Genomic DNA, 21,817 nt, shown 5'->3' on the forward strand with positions numbered 1-21,817 from the left:
CCGCCGCTTCGCCACCGCCGCCCTCTCGTTCGCCGCGGCCCTTGTCCTCGCCGCCTGCGGCAACCCCTCGGACGGCGGCACGACCGAGGTCAAGGCCAAGGACGGCACCCGTACGAAGATCAACCTGAGTGCGGACCAGAAACGCATCACCACCCCCAAGGTCGACTCCATCGCCGCACAGGTGCCCGCGGAGATACGTAAAAGAGGCACCCTGGAGATCGTCGACTCCTCCGACTCCGCCGCGCCGCTGACCTTTTACGCCACCGACAACAAAACGGTCATCGGCGTGGAGCCCGATCTCGCCTATCTGGTGGCCGATGTGCTGGGTCTCAAGCCGCATCTCAACACCGTGTCGTGGGAGAACATCTTCGTCGGCCTGGACAGCGGCAAGTACGACGTGGGTTTCAGCAACATCACGGACACCGAGGAGCGCAAGGAGAAGTACGACTTCGCCAGCTACCGCAAGGACGACCTGGCCTTCGAGACGAAGAAGAACAGCGGTCTGAAGGTCACCGGACCCAAGGACGTGGCGGGCAAAACCGTAGCGGTGGACACCGGTACCAACCAGGAGAAGCTGCTGGTCGAGTGGAGCGCGGAGAACGTGAAGGCGGGCCGTGAGCCGGTGAAGATCAAGTACTACCAGAACCAGAGCGACACCTACCTCGCGCTCGCCTCCGGCCGGATCGACCTCTTCCTCGGCCCCAACCCGACCGCCGCCTACCATGTGGCGTCCGCCGGGCAGACCGAGATCGTCGGCACCTACTCCGGCGCCGGCGCCACCCTCCAGGGCCTGATCGCGGCCACCACCAAGAAGGACAACGGACTGGTCAAGGCGGTGAACTCGGCGCTCAACGAGATCATCGACAACGGCAGTTACGCGAAGGTGCTGAAGCGCTGGGGCCTGTCGGCCGAGGCCATCGAGAAGTCGGAGATCAACCCGCCGGGCCTGCCCAAGACCAACAAGTGACCGATCCGGGGCGCGGGGCCGCATGGCTCTCGCGCCCCACCCCGATTTGGCACCGATCAGTTACAGAACGCACATCCCAGGCACACCGTTGTGTACAAGGATCTGGTGACGTCGCCACCGATCTGATTTCACGGAATGTACGGGGGATTCCATGCACCGTTCCATCGCTGCCGCCGCAGCGGTCGTCGCACTCACCGCCACACTCACCGCATGTGGGGGTTCGGACGGGGACGGCGACAAGGCCGGGTCGACGAAGGACACCCGCTCCAGCGGCGCCGTCGAACCCGGCGGCGAGACGTCACCGGAGGCCGCGCCCAGCAGCGCGAGCTCGACGTCCGGCAAGCTCGGCGACACCCTCTCGCTCGAAGGAATCGTGGGCCTGGGTGAATCGAGCCCGCACCGGGCCGACATCACGCTGAAGAAGTTCGTGGACAACGCGAAGGCCTCGGTCGGCTACTTCGAGGCCGCCGACGGAAACCGCTTGGTCACCGTCCAGTTCACGATCGTGAACACCGGCGAGACCACCTACAGCGACAGCGGGTTCGCCGAGTCGCAGGTCGTCGACACGGCCGGAAAGACCTACCAAGGCAAAGCCGGGTCCCCCACCGTCGGCGACTCCATGACAAACATGCTGAATCTTGTGCCGGGCAAACAGATCACCGGCTGGGTGCTCTACGAGGTGCCGAAGGACGCGAAGATCTCGGCCGTGACGTACCAGATGGACGCCATGGGGACCAACCCGGAACGAACCGGCAGGTGGACTCTCTAGGGGCGCCTCTGTCCCCACGGGACGGGTGAGACCGCGAGCCGCCCTTGGGATGGGCCGCCGTATGTGCGGATACTGGGCGGTATGCGTATCGAATTCGATCCCGAGGCCGTAGGCCGCACTCCCTTCTACAAGCTGCTGACCTCCGTGGTCGTCCCCCGGCCGATCGCCTGGGTGTCCACCGTCTCGGCCGCCGGGACCTGCAATCTGGCGCCGCACTCCTTCTTCACGGTCGCCTGTGTGGCCCCGCCGATCGTGCAGTTCACCTCCGTGGGGCGCAAGGACTCGCTGCGCAATGTGGAGGAGACCGGGGAGTTCGTGGTGAACTTCGCGCCCGAGCAGCTGTTTGAGCAGATCAACGAGACGGCGACGGACTTTCCGCCCGAGGTGGGGGAGTTCGAGGCGGTGGGCATCGCGCGGGAGCCGAGTCTGCGGGTGAAGCCGCCGCGGGTGGCGGCTTCGTCGGTCGCGCTGGAGTGTGAGCTGCACAGCACGGTGCGGCTCGGGGACTCCACCGTGGTGTTCGGCCGGGTGGTGCACGCGGCGGTCGATGAGCACGTCATGGACGACGGCCACCCCGAGGTGACCAGGCTGCGTCCGCTGGCCCGGCTGGGCAAGGACGAGTGGGCGACGCTCGGCGAGGTGCTGGAGCGGCCCCGGATCCGGTACGCGGACTGGGACGGCGGCGCGGGCAGCGACGGATTCGGCGGGCAGGGTGGTTCGTAGGGCGGGGCCCGCACCGGCGGCGATCGTCTTCGACGTCGGCTCGACTCTGGTGCGTGAGGACCGGTACTGGGCCGCATGGGCCGACTGGCTGGGCGTTCCCCCGCATACGCTGTCCGCGCTGGTCGGGGCGGTGGTCGCGCGGGGGCAGGAGGACGTGGAGGCGATCCGGCTCGTTCGGCCGGGGGCGGACATCCGGGCCGAGCGGCGGGCGCGCGAGGCGGCCGGGCGCGGGGAGCGCCTGGAGGAGGCGGACCTGTATCCGGACGTACGGCCGGCCCTGGGCGCGCTGCGGGCGCTCGGGGTCCGGGTCGTTGTGGCCGGGAATCAGACGGAGCGCATGGGGGAGCTGCTGCGCGCGCTGGAGCTGCCGGTGGACGGGGTCGCCACCTCCGCGCAGTGGGGCGTCGCCAAGCCCGATCCGCGCTTTTTCGGCCAGGCGGTGGGGCTGGCACAAGCCGCTCCCCACGAGACCGTGTACGTGGGCGACTACCCCGCGCTGGACATCCGTCCCGCCAAGGCCGCCGGGCTGCGGGCCGCGCATATCCGGCGTGGGCCGTGGGGGCATCTATGGGCGCGCTCGACCGACGCGGCGTTGGCGGACTGGTGCGTGGACTCGCTGACCGAGCTGGCCGGGGTGATCGGGGCGGCCCACAGCCTTGGGTAGGGCTCGCACGGAGTGTGACGAATTCACACCCCGTGTGATGAGAGTGCATGCATATATCTACCGCACACCCTCCCGCGGAACGCGGTGTGGTGGTTGAGTCTTCATACAGCCCGCTCAGGTGTGCCAGACCTGGGCGAAGGGGCCGCCGGACTCCCTCCCTCCTCGGCCGGCGGCCCACCCCCTCTTCCTGCCGTGAAGCCGCTGCACAAAGCCGCCCGCGTCGTCCGGGGGCGGATCGGTAATTCGATCGGCCCCGGCGACGCGGGCGGCTAGAGTGGGTGCCGCGCCTCCCGGTGCGCAGGCTTGCGGTTACTTCTTTATGGTGGAAACGCGTTCGCGCGTGTGGGGATCGAACCCCGCAGAACCGCTGCCACTCCGATCTCGGGAGGCGCTTTCCGCGTCCGTTTCTGTCTCCGTCAGCCCGCGGAGTCGGCCGCGTGCGCGCTCAGCACGCCGAACGCGACGAGCCCGAACACCGCCAGGCCCAGCAGCACCCGGTAGTACACAAACGGCATGAAGCTCTTGGTGGTGATGAACTTCATGAACCAGGCGATAACCGCGTATCCCACGATAAAGGCGATAACCGTCGCGAAGATCGTCGGGCCCCACGCCGTATGCCCGTCCGAGGCGTCCTTCAGCTCGTACGCCCCCGAGGCCAGCACCGCGGGCACCGCGAGCAGGAACGAGTAGCGGGCCGCCGACTCGCGCGTATAGCCCATCAGCAGACCGCCGCTGATCGTCGCACCGGACCGGGACACGCCCGGCACCAGCGCCATCGCCTGGCAGACACCGAAGATCAGGCCGTCCTTGACCCCGAGTTCGCGCAGTGTCTTGCGCTGTACGGGGGTGCGGTGCTTGCCGCCGCTCTCGTCGCGGGCCGCCCGCCAGTCGGCGAAGCCCAGGATGATGCCCATCACCACCAGCATGGTGGCGGTGAGCCGCAGATCACGGAACGGGCCCTCGATCTGGTCCTTGAGGGTCACCCCGAGCACACCGATAGGTATGGAGCCGACGATCACCAACCATCCCATCTGGGCGTCATGGTTGCCGCGCCACTCCTTGTTGAAGAGCGAGCGGAACCACGCCGAGACGATGTTGGCGATGTCCTTGCGGAAGTAGATCAGCACAGCGAGCTCGGTGCCGATCTGGGTGATGGCCGTGAAGGCGGGGCCGGGGTCTTCCCACCCCGCGAAGGCGGCGGTGAGCCGCAGATGGGCGCTGGAGGAGATCGGCAGGAACTCGGTCAGCCCCTGGACCAGCCCGAGAATGAAAGATTCGAACCACGACATCGCGTCTACGCTATCCAAGGCTGATCATGCACTGACCGGCGCAGTGGCGGGTCAGGCGGGGTGGCCGGCGGGGAGACCGGCCGCTGTGGATCAACGCCGGTCGTCGGGCAGCGTACCGTCCCTCGGTAAGAGCCCTACTAAGACCCTGGTCTTCCGGCCACCGGCGGACCGCACTGATCGGTTTCCGGAGCAGTGTCGCCGAGCCGGGCCCGCCTGCGCCAGGCCACCACGAAACCCGCGAGGGCGGGCAGCGCGATACACGCCAGCGCGGCCAGGAACACCGGCGAGGTCGGGGTGGTGGCGCGGCTGCCCGCCACCACGTACGCGGCGGTGTTCGGCACACTGCCGAGGCCGGTCGCCAGCAGGAAGGGCAGCCAGCCCATCCGTGACACGGCGGCGCAGTAGTTCGCGGCGGCGAAAGGCACGCCCGGGAACAGCCGGATCGCCAGCATCGAACGGAACCCGTGCCGGCTCAGCTGCCGATCGGCCGCCATCAGCCAGCGGCCGCGCAGCAGCGGCCGCAGCGCGTCCTGCCCCAGCAGCCGGCCCAGGCCGAACGAGACACCGGCGCCGAGCACCGTGCCGGCCACCGCCGCGGCCAGCCCCGTGGACGCCCCCAACAGCGCGCCCGCCGCCAGATTCAGCAGCGGCCGGGGCACCAGGGCCGCGGCGCAGCCCCCGTAGACGACCGCGAAGACCACCGCGGCCGTGGCACCGGACAGCTGCGGCGGCCACCCCTCGGCCAGCAGCCGGTGCGGCTGCCACGCCCAGACCGCGCCCGCCGCACCCGCCAACAGCGCCACCAGCAGGCACAGGCGCAACCGCGGCGAGAACAGCGCACGGGCGCGGCGCGCGGCCGGTGCGGCGGGTGCGGCGGGCGCGGGCGGGGCGGCGGCATCGAGCACCGAAGGAGCGTAACCGACGGGCATGAAGCGCCAGGTCGGGTCGTGGGATCCAGGCCGTGAAAAACCAGTCGACGGGCCTCCCGCGATAGGCGACGATCAATGCATGTTCCGGCAGCCCTTCTTCGAGCTTGTGTCCGCGGTCGCGGACGCGCCGAAGGCTGCCGTCGTTTTTCTCGCAGCGCCTGCCGTGGCCTGCGCATCCGCCTGCCTCGACGGCGCCCGACTCTGACCCTCCCCGGACAGCTCCGACCGGACCCCACCAGGGGAGGGTCGGTTCGGCCCTGGGGTCCTCCTTTTCACCCATCGCTGTTCCGAGGAGGAACGGGAGCATGTCCAAGCAGGCCTACGTGCGCACCAAGCCGCATCTGAACATCGGCACCATCGGCCATGTCGACCACGGCAAGACCACGTTGACCGCCGCCATCACCAAGGTGCTCAGCGAGCGCGGCGCCGGCGGCACGTACGTCCCCTTCGAGCGCATCGACCGGGCGCCGGAGGAGGCGGCGCGCGGCATCACCATCAACATCGCGCATGTCGAGTACGAGACCGACACCCGCCACTACGCGCATGTCGACATGCCGGGCCATGCCGACTTCATCAAGAACATGGTGACCGGCGCGGCCCAGCTCGACGGGGCGATCCTCGTCGTCTCGGCGCTCGACGGCGTCATGCCCCAGACCGCCGAGCATGTACTGCTCGCCCGCCAGGTCGGGGTGGACCACATCGTGGTCGCCCTCAACAAGGCCGACGCGGGCGACCCGGAGCTCACCGACCTCGTCGAGCTCGAGGTGCGCGAGCTGCTGTCCGCGCACGGCTATCCCGGCGAGGCCACGCCCGTCGTACGGGTCTCCGGGCTGCGCGCGCTGGCCGGCGACCCGCGCTGGACCGGCTCCATCGAGGCGCTGCTCGACGCGGTCGACACCTATGTGCCGATGCCGGTGCGCTACACCGACGCGCCGTTCCTGCTCCCGGTGGAGAACGTGCTGACCATCACCGGGCGCGGCACGGTCGTCACCGGCGCCGTCGAGCGCGGCACGGTCCGCGTCGGCGACCACGTCGAGGTGCTGGGCGCCGACACCACGACGGTGGTCACGGGCGTCGAGACGTTCGGCAAACCGATGGAGTTCGCCGAGGCCGGGGACAATGTGGCGCTGCTGTTGCGGGGCGTCGCGCGGGACACGGTGCGCCGCGGCCATGTGGTCGCCGCGCCCGGCAGCGTGGTGCCCCGGCAACGCTTCAGCGCGCGGGTGTACGTCCTGTCGACGGCGGAGGGAGGCCGGCGCACGCCGATCTCCACCGGCTACCGCCCGCAGTTCTACATCCGCACGGCCGATGTGGTCGGCGATGTCGACCTCGGCGTGACGGGCGTGGCCCGGCCAGGTGACACCGTCACCATGGACGTCGAGCTCGGGCGCGCGCTGCCGCTGGAGTCCGGCCTGGGCTTCGCGATCCGCGAGGGCGGGCGGACGGTGGGCGCGGGCACGGTCATCGCGGTGGCGGACCAGCCGTGAGCCACGGCCGCCCCGGTACTTGAGGCCGCCCCGGTACGCCCCGGGGACCGGCCGTACCGGGGCGGCCGTGACCACGCGCTTCACACGGCACAATATGAGCGTGGACGAGCCGATACCCGTGATCCGTGACGTGGACCACGGCACCGCCAAGCTGATGCCCGACGTGGACCGCCCGCGCGCCTGGCTGCTCACCGTGGACGGCTCCCCCCAGTCGTACGTCGACCTGGACGACCCCACCCACCTGGAGTTCGAGTACGCGCGCCGGCTCGCGCACGTCCTGGAGCTCACCGGCGCCCCCGGCACCCCGCTGGACGTGCTGCACCTGGGCGGCGGGGCGCTGACCCTGCCGCGCTTCGTGGCGACCGCCCGCCCCGGTTCGCACCAGGAGGTGGTCGAGGCGGACGGCAAGCTGCTCGAGCTGGTCGCCGAGCGGCTGCCGCTGCCCGCCGGATCGGGGATCGCGGTGCGCCGGGCGGACGCCCGTACCGCGCTGGAGGCCGCACCCGAGGCGTCCGCCGATGTGATCGTGGCCGATGTCTTCGGCGGCGCGCGCGTCCCCGCGCATCTCACCTCCGTCGAGTACGCCCGCGCCGCCGCCCGGGCGCTGCGCCCGGGCGGCCGCTATACGGCCAACCTCGCCGACAGCGCGCCCTTCACCTTCCTCCGCTCCCAAGTGGCCACGCTCCGGACGGCCTTCGCCCATCTGTGCCTGATCGCCGAGCCCGCCGTGCTGCGCGGCCGGCGGTTCGGCAACGCGGTGCTCGTGGCCTCGGACGACGAACTGCCGGTTGACGAACTGGCGCGCCGCACCGCCGCCGACGCCTTCCCGGCGCGGGTCGAGCACGGGGAGGCGCTGGAGCGCTTCGTCCAAGGGGCCGCGCCCGTACGGGATGTGGACGCGGTGCCCTCGCCGGAGCCGCCGGGCGGCGCGTTCAGTATTGGCTGACCGGCTCCGGTCCGTCCGCCTGGCCGCGGACGCCGCTCTCCGCGGCGGGCTCGGCAGGCTCGGCGTGGGCGGCCGCGGGCGCGTCGGTGCGCCGCCGCAGCCGGCGTACCTCCGGCACCGTCAGCACGGCCAGGGTCAGCAGCAGGATCAGCGCCGAGCACCCCCACAGCGCGGCGGTGCGGCCGAAGGCACTCTCGGCCGGTCCCGTGAGCGCCGTCGCGAGCGGCACCATGGACACCGAGCCGAACCAGTCGTACGCGGAGACCCGCGACAGCTTGTCCTCGGGGATCTCCTGGTGCAGCGCGGTCATCCAGGACACGCCGAACACCTCGATGGAGAGGCCGCCGACGAACATCACCGCGCACAGGGCGGGGACGGGCAGCGGGACGGCGAGCGCGGCCGACGGGAGGGCGAACGGGAACACGCACACCGTGCCGACCAACAGCAGCCGCCGCGGCTTCCAGCGCGTCATCAGCAAGCCGCCCAGGACGGTGCCGGCGCCGTACGCGGCCAGCGCGAGACCCCAGGGCCGCGCGCCGCCCAGGTGTTCCTCGGCGACCAGCGGCCCGTACACCGCCTCGACCGCCGCCACCATGGCGTTCACCACCGAGAACTGCACCACGATGCTCCACAGCCAGGCCCGGCCGGCCACCTCCTGCCAGCCCTCGCGCAGATCCCGCAGCATCCCGCCGCTCTCGCGCCTGGCCACCGGACCGACGTCCAGGAAGGCGCGCAGGGCTCCGGCGAGGGCGAAGGCGGCGGCGTCGACGGCCAGCACCCAGCCGGGGCCGAAGGCCGCGATCAGCGCGCCGCCGAGCGCCGCGCCGCCGATCTGCGAGCCGTTCATGCCCATCCGGAAGACCGCGAAGGCGCGGCCGGCCTGTTCGCCCTCCACGCTGGAGAGCAGCATGCCCTCGGCGGCGGGGGAGAAGAACGCCTGCCCGGTGCCGCCGAGCGCGGCGAGCACGGCCATCTGCCACAGCCGTGCCTCGCCGGACAGCACGAGTACGGCGAAGGCGGCCTGGGACAGGCAGTTGAGGGTGTTGGCCGCGACCATCACGCGGTGCCTCGGCAGCCGGTCCGCGACCGCGCCGCCGATCAGCAGAAAGACCACGAGCGGGATGGTGCGGGCCGCGGCGACGAGGCCGACGTCGCCGCTGTCCCCGCCGGCGTCCAGAACCGCGAACGCCGCCGCGATCAGGGCTCCGGCGTTGCCGAGGCCCGTCACCACGGCGGCGGCGGTCAGCAGGGTGTAGTTGCGGCCGGCCCAGTCGGGGCGGCGGGGGCGGTGGCGCGAGGCCGAGGGGATGGTCACCAGCGGACTATCCCCGGGGGCGGGCCCCGGCGCCAACCGGATTTCGGCCTGATCGGCTCAGGAAGGGAAGTGGCTCAGGAAGGGACTCGGTTCAGGAGGAGACTCGGTCAGGGGGAGACTCGGTTCAGGAGGAGAGTCGGCTCAGGTACCGGACTTCAGCGGCCGCAGCGTGCTCATGACCTTCTTGATGGTCTCGTCGGAAACCTCGTCCTTGACGCCCTTGGCCGCGTAGAGGACCCAGGTCGCCCAGTCGCCGTTGATGTCCGTGTAGGTGACGGTGAACGTCTTGCCGTCGGACGAGCACTTGTCGGTCTTCTTCACGCCGGTGACGGTGGCCGAGGCGGAATAGCCCTTGATGCCGTATTTGTTGGTGAACTTCGTGGGGAGCTGGGTGTATTTGTAGTCGCCGGTGTCGTCCTGGTCGAACACGGCGTAGAGCCAGTTGTTCGCCTCCGTCTTGGCGGCATCGGCCTGGGACTTGGCGCCCTGGGCGCCCTTGGTGCCCGCTCCGGCCAGGGGGCTCGACAAGGTGGCGCCGGTCTTCTTGTCCTTGACCGTGCAGTTGTCCTCCTTGTAATAGGCAGGGCCGGTCATCGAGATGATCGGTTTGCCGTCCTTGGAGAACGTGCTCATGGCGTCGGGGGACTTCACGTACCAGCCGGCGGGGACGTCGAAGGCGTCGTGGCGCTTGGGGTTGGTGACCGTCTTCCAGCCGGGGATGACCGGCTCGACGGTCTGGTTCGCGCGCGGGTTGTCCTCGTCGCTGCCGCCGTCGTCCTGCGAGGGCGTGTCCTTGGACGAGGACGCGGCTGCGGAGGGCTTCTTGTCGCCCTTCGCAGTGTCTTTCTTGTCGTCGTCCTTGTTGATCACCAGCACGGCGGTCACCGCGGCGGCCGCGACCACCGCCACCGCCGTGACGATGGCGATGACGGCCGTACGGTTCTTCTTCCGCGGCGGTTCGGGCGGGCCGGGCTGTACGGCGGGGGTGCCCCATGCCTGGGTGGGCATGTCGTACATCTGCTGCGGCTGCTGCCCCTGCGGCGGCTGCGGTTGAGCCTGCGGCTGGGGCTGGCCCTGAGGCTGCCCCGGCTGAGGTGGCTGGGGCTGCTGATACGGATTCGGCTGGTGGTAACCCGGCTGCTGATACGGGTTGGGCTGTTGATACCCCGGCTGCTGATAGGGGTTCGGATTTTGCGGGTTCTGCTCGCCCCCGGGCGGCTGCTGTCCTGGCCACATGGCCAGTAACCATAAAGGGGGCCGCAGATGGCGGCTATGGCCGCCCCTTCCCCGTAAACACTACTGAGTGGTAACTTCGGGTCATGTCAGAGACCCTGCCGTCCATCGGTGAACTGCTCACCGCCACGGTGCCCATGGTGCGCACCCTGAACCTGGAGTACGTCGAGACCTCGGCCGAGCACGCGGTGCTTCGCCTGCCCGACCAGCCCGAGTTCGGCAACCACGTCGGCGGGCCGCATGCGGGCGCCATGTTCACCCTCGCCGAGTCGGCGAGCGGCGCGATCGTGCTCGCCGCGTTCGGCGACCAGCTCTCGCGCGCCGTACCGCTGCCCGTGCATGCGGAGATCGACTTCAAGAAGGTCGCCAAGGGGGTGGTCACCGCTACCGCCCGGCTGGGCCGCCCGGTGGCCGAGGTGATCGCCGAGCTCGATGAGGGCCGGCGCCCCGAGTTCCCCATCCATGTCGCGATCACCCGGGAGGACGGGGCGGTCACCGGAGAGATGACGGTGATCTGGATCCTGCGCCCCCAGTCGTGACGGTCGTCACCGCGCCGGGAACCTTACTGGTGCCGCGGACCGTCTCCCACGGAGAGAGCGCGGTGACGAGCACCGCGCCCCGTGATCATCGGTGCGGCAATGCGATGTGGCGGCCGCGCGCTGATTGAGTAGGCTTCCCGCCGTGCGCCGAATCGGTGCACTGCGGGAAGAGTACGGGCAATGGGGAGGAACCGGCGTTGCACATTGATCACTGGCTCGAGACCGTACCGGCGGTCAGCGTCTATCTGCTGGTAGGCGTGGTCATCGGCCTGGAGAGCTTGGGCATCCCGCTTCCCGGGGAGATCATTCTTGTCAGCGCCAGCCTGTTGGCGGCCTCTCAAGACCACATCAATCCGTACATTCTGGGCGCATCCGCCATCGCGGGGGCGGTCATCGGCGACTCGATCGGCTATCTCATCGGCCATAAGGGCGGTCAGCCGCTGCTGACGTGGCTGGGCCGGAAGTTCCCCAAGCACTTCAGCGCCGAGCACGTGGCCACCGCCGAGCGGTACTTCCAGAAGTGGGGCATGTGGGCGGTCTTCGTGGGCCGCTTCATCGCGCTGCTGCGCATCTTCGCCGGCCCGCTCGCCGGATGTCTGCGCATGCCGTACTGGAAGTTCCTCATCGCCAACGTGCTGGGGGGCATCGTCTGGGCCGGTGGCACCACCGCGGTCATCTACTCGGTCGGCAAGGTCGCCGAGGACTGGCTCAAGCGCTTCTCCTGGCTCGGCCTCGTGGCGGCCCTGCTGTTCGGCCTCGGCTCGATGCTGATGATGAAGCGGCGCGCGAAGAAGTCCCATGCGGCCGCGCCGGAGGCCGGGTCCGGGGCCGAAGCGGCGTCCGGCGCCGGGCCCGAGACGGCCGAGCCCAACCGGGTCCCGGCCGCCGACTGACCCACCGGGTCCGGACGCGGACTGATCGGCGTCCGGACCCGACGCGGACTGATCCGCGTCCGCTCGGGCCCCGCGTCCGCTCAGGCCTGCCGCTCCCGCCGCTCACGCTCCAGCGTGGCGGCGTGGTGGTGGCGGGCCAGCTCCATATAACCCTCCGCGTTCGCCCGGATGCCCTCCCGCTCCTCCTCGGTCAGCTCCCGCCTGACCTTCGCCGGCACCCCCGCGACCAGCGAGCCCGGCGGCACCTGCATCCCCTGCGGCACCAGCGCCTGCGCGGCGACCAGGGAGCCGGCGCCGACGCGGGCGCCGTTGAGCACGGTGGCGCCCATGCCGACGAGCACATCGTCCTCGATGACACAGCCGTGCAGCACCGCGTTGTGGCCCACCGAGACCCGCTCGCCGACGGTGGCCGGGAAGCCGGGGTCGGCGTGCATCGTGCAGTTGTCCTGGATATTGCTCCCGGCGCCCACGCTGATCGCCTCGGCGTCGCCGCGCAGCACCGCGTGGTACCAGACGCTCGCACCGGCGCCCAGCGTCACATCGCCGATCACGACAGACGTCGGGGCGGCGAACGCCTCCGGGTCGACCTTCGGCTCCTTGCCGCCCACGCCCGCGATCAACGCCCGCTCCGTCACTGCCCACTCCCTGGTCTCGGCCTGGTGTTGCCCGCCGCCGCAGTGAACGGCGGCCGGTGGCACCGTAGCCCCAGGAGCCCCACCGCCGCGCAGCGCCCCGAGACACCCTCAGCTGGGCGCTCGCTCACCCCGTCGCGAGCAGCAGCGATCCGGCCAGCGCCAGTCCGGCGCCGGTCGCCTGCACCGCGCGCAGCCGCTCGCTGAGGACCGCGCGCGCCGCGAACGCGGTCACGACCGGGTAGAGGGCGGCGAGTACGGCGGCGACGGTCACCGGGCCGGTCTGGGCGGCCACGCTGTACGTGCCGTTCCCCGCGACATCGGCCAGGCCGACGAAGGCCAGGGTGGGCAGCGCGGCCCACAGTGCGCGCACGCCCCCGGCGGCCGGGTCGAGCGCCGGGCTGCCGCGCCGTACGGACACATACAGCGCGCCGCCGCCGACCACCACGTTGCACACCCGCTGGACGAACAGCGCCAGGAACAGCCCGGTCAGCGTGGTGGACGCCGCGGCGATCAGTGTCATGACGGACCCGAAGCCGACCGCCGCGACCAGCGTGAGCACCAGCGTCCGGCGCGGTACGGACGTGCCGTCGGTCTGCGGCCCGCTCGCCAGCACGACCCCGGCCACCGCGACCGCGATCCCGGCGAACTGCAGCAGGCCGGGCCGCTCGCCGAGGGCCAGCCCGACGCCGAGGGGGACGGCCACGCTGCCGAGCGCGCCGATCGGCGAGACGACCCCCATCGGGCCGAGCGCCAGCGCCCGGTAGAAGCACAGCATCCCGACCGGCCCCACCACGCCCGCCGCGACGGCGTACCACAGCTGCGGCCCGACCTCGGTCCAGCCGCCGCCGGCCGTGACGATGGCGCCCAGGACGACGACCGCGATGCCCTGGGAGACGACGACCACGGTGAGTGCGGGGGTGCGCCGGGTGAGGAGCCCTCCGCCGAAGTCGGCCAGGCCCAGCAGGACGCTGGTGGCCAGAGCGAAGAGTGCGGACATGGTGAGACCTCGCCGTACAGTGTGGTGAACGTGGGAGTACACCACACCGTAGTTCAGTTTGTTCGACTACGCCATTTAGAATATTGGACGGACGGACCGTGACGGACCTCGATCAGCTCACTCAGTCGCTCGCCCGCAACCTCAAGCGCTGGCGCAATGAGCGCGGCTTCACCCTGGACGCCCTCGCGGCCCGCTCCGGGGTCAGCCGAGGCATGATCATCCAGATCGAACAGGCCCGTACCAATCCGAGCGTCGGCACCACCGTCAAGCTCGCCGACGCGCTCGGTGTGAGCATCACCACCCTGCTCGACTACGAGAGCGGCCCCAAGGTCCAGCTCGTCCCCGCCGCCCAGGCGGTGCGGATGTGGTCCACCGACGCCGGCAGCTACACCGCGCTCCTCGTCGGCACGGAGGCGCGCGGACCGCTGGAGATGTGGGAGTGGCGGCTGATGCCGGGCGACGGCAGTGACTCAGATCCGCATCCGTCCGGCACCTTCGAGCTGCTGCACGTCAGGGCGGGCGAGCTGACGCTGACCGTCGGGGACGAGAGCTACCGGGTACCGGCCGGCACCTCGGCGGCCTTCGAGGCGAGCGCCCCCCACGGCTACCGCAACGACGGGACGCAGACGGTGGAGATGACCATGACCGTCTCGGTGCCCCCGGCACGCTGAGACGGCGGCTCACGGCCTCTGGACGGCCTGCTAGCTTCGACCGCATGAGTACGCCGATGGACGCCTTCGACGACCACCGTCCCGCCGTCGAATGCCTCGACCTGCTGACCGCCCCGGTGGCCGACGCGCTGCGCGCCTGGCGCGGCCCCGTACCGGTGGAGCAGGTGCTGTACGTGGACACCGACCCGGACAAGGCCGACACGGCCGTGCTCGTGGAGCACTACGGGTCCTGGCTGGTTGAGCAGTCCGCGAACTGCGTGGTGGTCGCGGGCAAGCGCGGTGGCGAGGTCACCCTCGCCGCCTGTGTGGTCCTCTCCCACACCCGCGTGGACGTCAACGGCGCGGTGCGCCGCAGGCTCGGCGCCCGCAAGGCCTCGTTCGCCCCGATGGACACCGCGCTCGGGGAGACCGGCATGGAGTTCGGCGGCGTCACCCCCCTCGGCCTGCCCGCCGGCTGGCCGGTCCTGGTCGACGCGGCCGTCGCCGACACCCCGTACGTGCTCATCGGCAGCGGCCGCCGCCGCGGCAAGCTCATCCTGCCGGGCAAGGCGCTCGCCGCGCTGCCGGGGGCGGAGCTGCTGGAGGGCCTTGGCATCTGACCTGCCGGAGTCAGCCCAGCCGGGGCAGTTCGATGGCCGGGCAGCGGTCCATCACCATGGCGAGCCCCGCGGTGCGGGTGCGTTCGTACGCCGCCTCGTCGACCACGCCGAGCTGGTACCACACCGCCTTGGCCCCGATGGCCACGGCCTCGTCGGCGACCGCGCCGGCGAGGTCGCTGTTGACGAACACGTCCACGACGTCCACCGGGAAGGGGATGTCGGACAGCGACGCGTACCCCTGCTCGCCGTGCACCGTCTCGGCCTTCGGGTGTACGGGGACGATCCGCTTGCCGTACCGCTGGAGTACATCCGCCACCCGGTACGCCGCGCGCGTCTGGTTCGAGGAGAGCCCCACCACCGCCCAGGTGTCACCGAGCTCGGTGAGGATCTTGCGGAGCTCCGCCGGATCGCCGTACACGCCTGCCTCCTGTGGCCGGATGGTCATCTGCGATCGGCAACCAGGACAGGTCCTGGGCCATTCCCCCGGCGGTCCCCGAACGGCAAAGGCATAACGGCAAAGGCATAGGGTGGCCCGATGCAGGAGCGGTACCGGACGGTCGCGCGCGAGGGCGTGCACGAGATCGAGATCAACAAATCGCGCTTCCTGTGCTCCCTCGCACCCGCCGCGACCGAGCACGAAGCCCAGGACTTCATCCGGCGCGTCCGCGAACAGCACCCCACCGCCACCCACAACTGCTACGCGTATGTCATCGGCGCCGACGGCGGCGTCCAGAAGGCGAGCGACGACGGGGAGCCGGGCGGCACGGCCGGGGTGCCGATGCTCCAGATGCTGCTGCGCCGCGAGATGCGGTACGTGGTGGCCGTCGTGACCCGCTACTACGGCGGTGTGAAGCTCGGCGCGGGCGGGCTGATCCGCGCGTACGGCGGGGTGGTCGGCGAGGCGCTGGACGCGCTGGGCACCGTCACCCGGCAGCGGTTCCGGCTGGCGACCGTCACCGTCGGCCATGAGCGGGCCGGGCGGCTCGAGAACGACCTCCGGGCGACCGGGCGCGCGGTGCGCGGTGTGCGGTACGCCGAGGCCGTGACGATCGAGCTGGGCCTCCCCGACGCGGACGTCGATGCCTTCCGCGCCTGGCTGGCGGATGCCACCGCGGGTACCGCCGCCCTCGAGCTGGGCGGCGAGGCGTACCAGGACGCCCCGGGCGGCTGACCTGTTTGGCCCGTTGACACGGTGGGATGCCGTTTGTACAGGGTTTGCAACAGTGGACGACACGAGTGGTGATCATGGAGCGGTGCGACGGTACCGTGACGAGGGATGCCGGTGAGATGCGTTGATTGACACAGGCATCGGCACGGGAATCGGGACAGGAACGGGGGCCGCCGATGGAACTGGCTGAGCACATAGCCGCGGTGCGCGCGGGGGCGGGCGATCCGGCCGCGATGGTCGGCGAGTTCCGGCGCACGGCGGTGCTGGTGCCGGTGGCCGACGGCGGTTTCATGACGGCCGAATACGGCGGCATCCGCTGGATCTACGCCTTCACCGACGAGTCCGCGCTGGCCCGGTTCGCCACCGCACGCGGTTCCGACCCCGCCCAGGAGTGGGAGTACGCCGCCGTGCTCGGGGCGCGGCTGCTGGATGTGATGGTGCCGGAGATGGGCCGCCCCGCGGGTGTCGCGGTGGATGTGGCGGACGAGGACGGGTCGATGATGTTCCCGCCGGTGCACGGGATCGTCCCGGACGAGGTCGCGGTGGACGTGGACGAAAACGGGGACTACATCGGCGACGGCGACGAGCGGGCACAGGGGGCCGGGCAGTGAGCAACGACGGGGATCTCAATGTCGGCAAGGAGTCCGTGGACCTGATCACCAAGGGTCTGCGGGCGGCGATCGGTGAACTCAAGGACGTCGGGGACAACACCGGCGCGCTCCAGGGCTCCGGGTTCTCGGATATGACGATGTCCAAGATGGAGGCCGGGGGCAAGGGGCTGGCCGACGCGTTCGAGGGGTTCTGCGACCGCTGGGAGTGGGGGGTCCGGGCGCTGGTCCAGGACGCCAACGAGATCGCCAACCGGCTGGGCCTGGCCGCGGGCCTGATGTGGGAAGAAGACCAGTACTGGGGCAACACGCTCAAGGTCACGGTGAACGCCCTGTCGTCGACCGGGAATCCGCATCTGTCGGAGGAGGAGGTCGCCAAGCAGAGCTGGGGCGACATCTTCACCCCGGACATGCCGGACTACAGCACGGCGTCCTGGGACCGGGCCGGCGACGAGATGGCGCAGACCTGGAAGGACACCGGGCGCTCGCTGCTCACCGAGGGCCGGGGCGGTATGCAGACCGACCTGATGAACCAGGCGCTCGGTATCGACGACAAGACCTTCAACCAGCAGCTCGATGAGACCTTCGGCCCCTCGCCCGAGGAGCGCGCAAGGCAGCAGGGGCAGCAAGAGGGCGAGTAGGCGAGGGCCCGTAGGAGGGCCGGCAGGACAGTTCGAAGGCCATCGCGGATGGCCGGCACGTCAACGCTGATCGGGGGATAGGCGTCCATGGGTCTTGGGGATTTCGTTCCGGACTTCGTCGAGGACTGGGTCGAGGACCGGGTCGAAGATGTCGGCGAGGCCATCGACGACGTGGGGGACTGGACCGCGGACCGGCTGGATGACATCGGCTGGGAGAGCGGTGCGGACTGGGTCCGGGACAAGTCCGACTCGGCGGCGAACGCGCTGGGCGCGGACGTCGACGAGATGCAGCTCGGGGAGACCGAGGACCCGAAGAAGCTGGTGCACGGCAGCCCGGACAAGCTCCGCTCCACGGCGGGCCATCTGAAGGACTTCCAGACCGCCTTCGACAATGTGGGCAAGGGGTTGCAGGGGCTGGACGCCGCCCACCTCAAGGGCAAGTCGGCGGACTCCTTCCGGGAGAGCGTGTCGGTCGAGCCGAAGAAGTGGTTCACGGCCGCGGACGCGTGTGAGAAGGCGGCCGCGTCGCTGGAGAGCTTCGCGGGCACGGTGGCGTGGGCGCAGAAGCAGGCCGAGGACGCGATCGCGCGTTACAAGAAGGGCAAGAAGTCATCGGATGACGCGCGGTCGGCGCACAACGACAAGGTGTCGGCGTACAACAAGGCGGCCGAGGCGTACAACGCCAAGCCCGCCGATCAGCGCGATCCGTCGTCGTTGCCGCAGAAGCCGGGGGAGTTCCACGACCCCGGCACCGCGGACCGCGACGCCGCCCGGGACATCCTGAGCGAGGCGCGGCGGCAGCGGAACGAGGCCCATACGGCGGCGAAGACCGCGGTGGAGACGGCGCGCGACAAGGCGCCGGACAAGCCCTCGTACGGCCGGCAGCTGCTGGACGGCGTGAACGGGCTCAACCTGGACGCTTCACATTTCGTCGGCGGCATCGTCAAGGGCACCGCGGGCATCGCCAACTTCGCACGCCAGATCAACCCGCTGGACCCGTACAACCTCACGCATCCGGCGGAGTACGTCACCAATCTCAACAGCACTGTCGCCGGTCTGGTGCGGGTGTCCAACGACCCGTTGGGGACGTTGAGCGACATGTGGGACACCTTCAAGAAGGACCCCTCCGAAGGCCTCGGCCGGCTGGTGCCCGAGCTGATCGGCACCAAGGGACTCGGCGGCATCAAGAAGGTCGCCGGCCTCGGCAGGCGCGCGGCCGAGTTGAAGCCGCCGGGCCGTGGCCTCCTGGACGAGGGCGGACCCCACGGGCGCAGCACCCCCGACGGCGTGCGGGAGACCAAGGGGTCGGACCCGATCGACTTCGCGACGGGACGGATGTTCCTGCCGCAGACGGACATCACCCTGCCCGGTGTGCTGCCGCTGGAGTTCCACCGACGGGTCGAGTCGGGGTACCGGGCGGGGCGGTGGTTCGGGCCGTCGTGGTCGAGTACGGCCGACCAGCATCTGGAGATCGGGCCCGAGGGCGTGGTGTTCGTCTGCGAGGACGGACGGCTGCTCGACTATCCGCACCCCGCACCCGACCTGCCCACCCTGCCCAAGGCGGGCGTCGCGCGCTGGCCGCTGGAGCGCACCGTCGACGGGGACTACACCGTCACCGACCGGGACACCGGCCGTACCTACCGCTTCACGGCGCCCGCGAGCGGTGCCGACGGCATCGCGCCCATCGAGGAGATCCACGACCGCAACGGCAACCGGATCAGCTTCCGCTACGGCTTCGACGGCACGCCGACCGAGATAGCGCACTCGGCGGGCTACCACCTGAAATTCACGACGCAGGACGGCCGGATCACCGCGCTGCGCCTGGCGGGCGCCGCCCCCGACGGCTCCGATCTGACCGTGCTCCGCTACGGCTACACCGACGGCAACCTGACCGAGGTCATCAACTCCTCCGGTCTGCCGCTGCGGTTCGAGTACGACGACGAGCGCCGGGTGATCTCCTGGACCGACACCAACGACCGCCGCTACGACTACGTCTACGACAACCTTCACCGCTGCATCGCCGAGGGCGGCACTGAAGGCCATGTCTCCATCCGCGTCGACTACCACGGTGTCGACCAGCGCACCGGCCACCGGATCACCACCGTCACCAGCGCCGCCGGCCACACCCTCAAGTACCTCATCGACGAGGCATACCGGGTCGTCGGCGAGATCGACCAGCTGGGCGCGTACTCCCGCACCGAATACGACCGCCACGGCCGGCTGCTGGCCCACACCGACGCCCTCGGCCACCGCACCGCGTACGCGTACGACGAGCACGGCCGGCTGGAGACCATCACCCGCCCCGACGGCAAGCACGCGACCATCCGCCACAGCGACCTGGGCCTCCCCGTCTCGATCACAGGTGTGGACGGGACCACGCAGACCTACGCCTACGACGAGCGCGGCAACCGCCTCGCCGTCACCGACCCGACCGGAGCCACCACCCGCTACACCTACGACGACCTCGGCCGGCTGACCTCGGTCAGCAACGCCCTGGGCGAGACCACCCGGGTGCGCTGCGACCCGGCCGGCCTGCCCGTGGAGATCACCGACCCGCTGGGCGCGGTCACGATCTGCCGCCATGACGCGTTCGGCCGCCCGGTCGCCGTCGTCGACCCGCTCGGCGCGACGACCCGGACGGAGTGGTCGGTCGAGGGCAAGCTGCTGCGCCGGATCGACCCCGACGGCAGCCAGGAGACCTGGACATACGACGGCGAGGGCAACTGCACCCACCACGTCAACGGCGGCGGCGGGGTGACCTCGTACGAGTACACGCACTTCGACCTGGTCACCGCGCGCACCGGCCCGGGCGGGGCGCGCTACGAGTTCGAGCACGACGCCGAGCTGCGGCTGGCCAAGGTCACCGGCCCCCAGGGGCTGACCTGGTCCTACGAGTACGACCCGGCGGGCCGACTGATCTCCGAGACCGACTTCGACGACCGTACGATCCGCTACGAGCACGACGCCGCGGGCCAGTTGGCCGCGCGCACCACACCGCTGGGCGAGACCATCGCCTTCGAGCGCGATGTGCTCGGCCGCATCGTCACCAAGGACGCCGCCGGACGGACCACCAGCTACGGCTATGACACGGTCGGACGCCTGATCTCGGCCGCCGGACCGGACGCGGAGATCGTCCTCCGGCGGGACCGGCTGGGCCAGGTGAAATGCGAGATGGTGGACGGGCGCGTCCTGACCCACCGTTACGATCCGCTGGGCCGCCGCATCCGCCGCACCACGCCCGGCGGAGCCACCACCGGCTACGCCTACGACGCCGCGGGCCGCCGCACCACCCTGACCGCCTCCGGCCACACCCTCGGTTTCGAGCACGACGCCGTCGGCCGCGAGACCACCCGGCTCATCGGGGACGAACTGGCCCTGACCCAGCACTGGGACCTGAAGGGCCGGCTCACCGAACAGGCCCTGACCGGACCGGCCACCGGGACCGTCCAGCGCCGCGCGTACACCTACCGGGCCGACGGCCATCTCGCCGCGGTCGACGACGCGCTCCGCGGCCGCCGCACCTTCGAGCTGGATGCCGTCGGCCGGGTCACCGCGGTCCACGCCCAGCGCTGGAGCGAGACCTACGCCTATGACGAGGCGGGCAACCAGACCCAGGCGTCCTGGCCGGACAAGCACCCCGGCGCGGAGGCCACCGGTGAGCGCGCGTACACCGGCACCCGCATCACCCGCGCCGGCCGGGTCCGCTACGAACACGACGCGGCCGGGCGGATCACGCGGCGGCAGAAGAACCGGCTGTCGAAGAAGCCCGACACCTGGCGCTACGCGTGGGACGCCGAGAACCGGCTGACCTCCCTCACCACCCCCGACGGCACGGTGTGGCGCTACCTGTACGACCCGCTCGGCCGCCGCATCGCCAAGCAGCGGCTGGCCGCGGACGGCGAAACCGTCCTGGAGCGGACCGACTTCACCTGGGACGACACCACCCTCGTCGAGCAGACGACCACCGCGCCGGGCGGCCCCGACCAGATCGTCATGACCTGGGACCACGACGGCCTCCACCCCGTCGCCCAGTCCGAGCGCATCACCGACGCCACCGGAGCGCGGGAGGTCGACCGGCGCTTCTTCGCCATCGTCACCGACCTGGTCGGCACCCCCACCGAACTCGTCGACGAGAGCGGCGCGATCGCCTGGCGCACCCGCACCACCCTGTGGGGCACCACCACCTGGCCCCGCGGCAGCGGCGCGTACACCCCGCTGCGCTTCCCCGGCCAGTACTACGACCCCGAAAGCGGGCTGCACTACAACGTCCACCGCTACTACGACCCGGAGACCGCCCGCTACGCCAGCCCCGACCCCCTGGGGCTGACCCCCGCGCCCAACCCGGCCGCCTACGTCCACAACCCGCACACCTGGAGCGACCCGCTCGGTCTCGCGCCCGATTACAACAAGTCGCCGGGGCGGTTGTCGGATCCCCTTCCGCAGGGGCTGCCGAAGAAGTTCGTCGAAGCCTACGACGACATCCGGGAGGGCCGCGGAGTCCGGCAGACCGATCCGCACACGGGCGATCCGAAGGTGTTCGCCGGGGACCACGCTCCCCATGAGCGGCCATGGGCGAACTCGGAGGAATACCGGGTGCCGGGAGCCAAGAACCCGGATGATGCGCGAATTCTGGTCAAAACCCTCCCTGATGGTCGAAAGGTGATGGGGTGGACGACCGACCACTACAAGACGATCCATCCGTTCACGGCGCCGCACTTCCCGGACAGCGGCTGGAAGTAGGCCG

The 21,817-nt window shown here is 70.7% G+C and carries 21 protein-coding genes; 14 read left to right on the forward strand and 7 right to left on the reverse strand.

The annotated features are described in order from the left end of the window. The 4 genes from CCN51_RS34095 to CCN51_RS34110 form a co-directional block, all read left to right on the forward strand. Positions 1–967: ABC transporter substrate-binding protein (locus CCN51_RS34095; protein WP_107426130.1), on the forward strand; the 967-nt coding region annotated here is incomplete at its 5' end. Positions 968–1,118: 151 nt separating this feature from the next. Further along, a complete protein-coding gene (locus tag CCN51_RS34100; protein WP_014181369.1) occupies positions 1,119–1,736 on the forward strand; it encodes a DUF4352 domain-containing protein in 618 nt (205 codons plus the stop codon). Positions 1,737–1,817: 81 nt separating this feature from the next. Next, positions 1,818–2,459 carry a flavin reductase family protein gene (locus CCN51_RS34105; protein WP_014181370.1) on the forward strand — a complete coding sequence of 214 codons (642 nt, stop codon included), beginning with the start codon at positions 1,818–1,820 and terminating at the stop codon, positions 2,457–2,459. Then, positions 2,449–3,123 carry an HAD family hydrolase gene (locus CCN51_RS34110; RefSeq protein WP_014181371.1) on the forward strand — a complete coding sequence of 225 codons (675 nt, stop codon included), beginning with the start codon at positions 2,449–2,451 and terminating at the stop codon, positions 3,121–3,123. The genes CCN51_RS34105 and CCN51_RS34110 overlap by 11 nt, the downstream gene beginning before the upstream one ends. A 416-nt stretch (positions 3,124–3,539) precedes the next feature. On the opposite strand, the gene CCN51_RS34115 is transcribed toward CCN51_RS34110, so the two are convergent. Continuing rightward, a complete protein-coding gene (locus tag CCN51_RS34115) occupies positions 3,540–4,412 on the reverse strand; it encodes an undecaprenyl-diphosphate phosphatase (protein WP_014181372.1) in 873 nt (290 codons plus the stop codon). Between the two features lie 137 nt (positions 4,413–4,549). Then, the gene (locus CCN51_RS34120) at positions 4,550–5,341 is read right to left on the reverse strand and encodes a TVP38/TMEM64 family protein (RefSeq protein WP_014181373.1); all 792 of its coding nucleotides are present in this window, start codon (positions 5,339–5,341) and stop codon (positions 4,550–4,552) included. Positions 5,342–5,646: 305 nt separating this feature from the next. Between CCN51_RS34120 and tuf the strand changes: the two genes are divergently transcribed. Beyond that, positions 5,647–6,828 (forward strand): elongation factor Tu, encoded by a 1,182-nt coding sequence (gene tuf, locus CCN51_RS34125; RefSeq protein WP_014181375.1) that lies wholly within the window; start codon positions 5,647–5,649, stop codon positions 6,826–6,828. Positions 6,829–6,922: 94 nt separating this feature from the next. Then, positions 6,923–7,774, forward strand: coding sequence for a spermidine synthase (locus tag CCN51_RS34130; RefSeq protein ID WP_078610995.1), 852 nt, complete (start codon positions 6,923–6,925; stop codon positions 7,772–7,774). Here CCN51_RS34130 and CCN51_RS34135 read toward each other — a convergent pair. Together CCN51_RS34135 and CCN51_RS34140 are read right to left on the reverse strand one after the other, a co-directional pair. After that, positions 7,761–9,089, reverse strand: coding sequence for an MFS transporter (locus tag CCN51_RS34135; protein WP_014181377.1), 1,329 nt, complete (start codon positions 9,087–9,089; stop codon positions 7,761–7,763). The two genes, CCN51_RS34130 and CCN51_RS34135, sit on opposite strands and share 14 nt — an antisense overlap. 141 nt (positions 9,090–9,230) lie before the next feature. Next, the gene (locus CCN51_RS34140; RefSeq protein WP_014181378.1) at positions 9,231–10,106 is read right to left on the reverse strand and encodes a DUF8017 domain-containing protein; all 876 of its coding nucleotides are present in this window, start codon (positions 10,104–10,106) and stop codon (positions 9,231–9,233) included. Positions 10,107–10,408: 302 nt separating this feature from the next. On the opposite strand from CCN51_RS34140, the gene CCN51_RS34145 reads away from it, so the two are divergent. Beyond that, positions 10,409–10,861: a DUF4442 domain-containing protein gene (locus CCN51_RS34145; protein WP_014181380.1), complete on the forward strand. Its 453-nt coding sequence runs from the start codon at positions 10,409–10,411 to the stop codon at positions 10,859–10,861. Positions 10,862–11,058: 197 nt separating this feature from the next. Then, on the forward strand, positions 11,059–11,754 hold the full coding sequence (locus tag CCN51_RS34150) for a DedA family protein (protein WP_014181381.1): 696 nt from the start codon (positions 11,059–11,061) through the stop codon (positions 11,752–11,754). A gap of 80 nt (positions 11,755–11,834) precedes the next feature. Here the strand turns inward: CCN51_RS34150 and CCN51_RS34155 are convergent, their stop codons facing one another. Together CCN51_RS34155 and CCN51_RS34160 are read right to left on the reverse strand one after the other, a co-directional pair. Next, entirely contained in the window at positions 11,835–12,389 is a 555-nt protein-coding gene (locus CCN51_RS34155) for a gamma carbonic anhydrase family protein (protein ID WP_086860478.1), read from the reverse strand. A gap of 124 nt (positions 12,390–12,513) precedes the next feature. Continuing rightward, positions 12,514–13,386 (reverse strand): EamA family transporter, encoded by an 873-nt coding sequence (locus CCN51_RS34160; RefSeq protein ID WP_014181383.1) that lies wholly within the window; start codon positions 13,384–13,386, stop codon positions 12,514–12,516. Between the two features lie 98 nt (positions 13,387–13,484). Between CCN51_RS34160 and CCN51_RS34165 the strand changes: the two genes are divergently transcribed. After that, on the forward strand, positions 13,485–14,057 hold the full coding sequence (locus tag CCN51_RS34165) for a helix-turn-helix domain-containing protein (protein ID WP_014181384.1): 573 nt from the start codon (positions 13,485–13,487) through the stop codon (positions 14,055–14,057). 44 nt (positions 14,058–14,101) lie between these two features. Beyond that, on the forward strand, positions 14,102–14,656 hold the full coding sequence (locus CCN51_RS34170; RefSeq protein WP_043488053.1) for a YbaK/EbsC family protein: 555 nt from the start codon (positions 14,102–14,104) through the stop codon (positions 14,654–14,656). Between the two features lie 10 nt (positions 14,657–14,666). Here CCN51_RS34170 and CCN51_RS34175 read toward each other — a convergent pair whose 3' ends face one another. After that, positions 14,667–15,074, reverse strand: coding sequence for a CoA-binding protein (locus CCN51_RS34175; protein WP_043488055.1), 408 nt, complete (start codon positions 15,072–15,074; stop codon positions 14,667–14,669). A gap of 117 nt (positions 15,075–15,191) precedes the next feature. Between CCN51_RS34175 and CCN51_RS34180 the strand changes: the two genes are divergently transcribed. The 4 genes from CCN51_RS34180 to CCN51_RS34195 all read left to right on the forward strand — a co-directional run bounded on the left by CCN51_RS34180 (position 15,192) and on the right by CCN51_RS34195 (position 21,813). Beyond that, the gene (locus tag CCN51_RS34180; RefSeq protein WP_014181387.1) at positions 15,192–15,827 is read left to right on the forward strand and encodes a YigZ family protein; all 636 of its coding nucleotides are present in this window, start codon (positions 15,192–15,194) and stop codon (positions 15,825–15,827) included. 173 nt (positions 15,828–16,000) lie between these two features. Continuing rightward, positions 16,001–16,435, forward strand: coding sequence for an SseB family protein (locus tag CCN51_RS34185; protein WP_014181388.1), 435 nt, complete (start codon positions 16,001–16,003; stop codon positions 16,433–16,435). Continuing rightward, positions 16,432–17,073, forward strand: a complete 642-nt coding sequence (locus tag CCN51_RS34190) for a hypothetical protein (RefSeq protein ID WP_014181389.1) — start codon at positions 16,432–16,434, stop codon at positions 17,071–17,073. The genes CCN51_RS34185 and CCN51_RS34190 overlap by 4 nt, the downstream gene beginning before the upstream one ends. An 87-nt stretch (positions 17,074–17,160) precedes the next feature. Then, positions 17,161–21,813, forward strand: coding sequence for a putative T7SS-secreted protein (locus tag CCN51_RS34195; RefSeq protein WP_014181390.1), 4,653 nt, complete (start codon positions 17,161–17,163; stop codon positions 21,811–21,813). Positions 21,814–21,817: the final 4 nt, after the last annotated feature.

It is taken from the genome of Streptomyces milbemycinicus, from assembly GCF_002154605.1.
In the GTDB taxonomy this organism is placed as follows: domain Bacteria; phylum Actinomycetota; class Actinomycetes; order Streptomycetales; family Streptomycetaceae; genus Streptomyces; species Streptomyces milbemycinicus.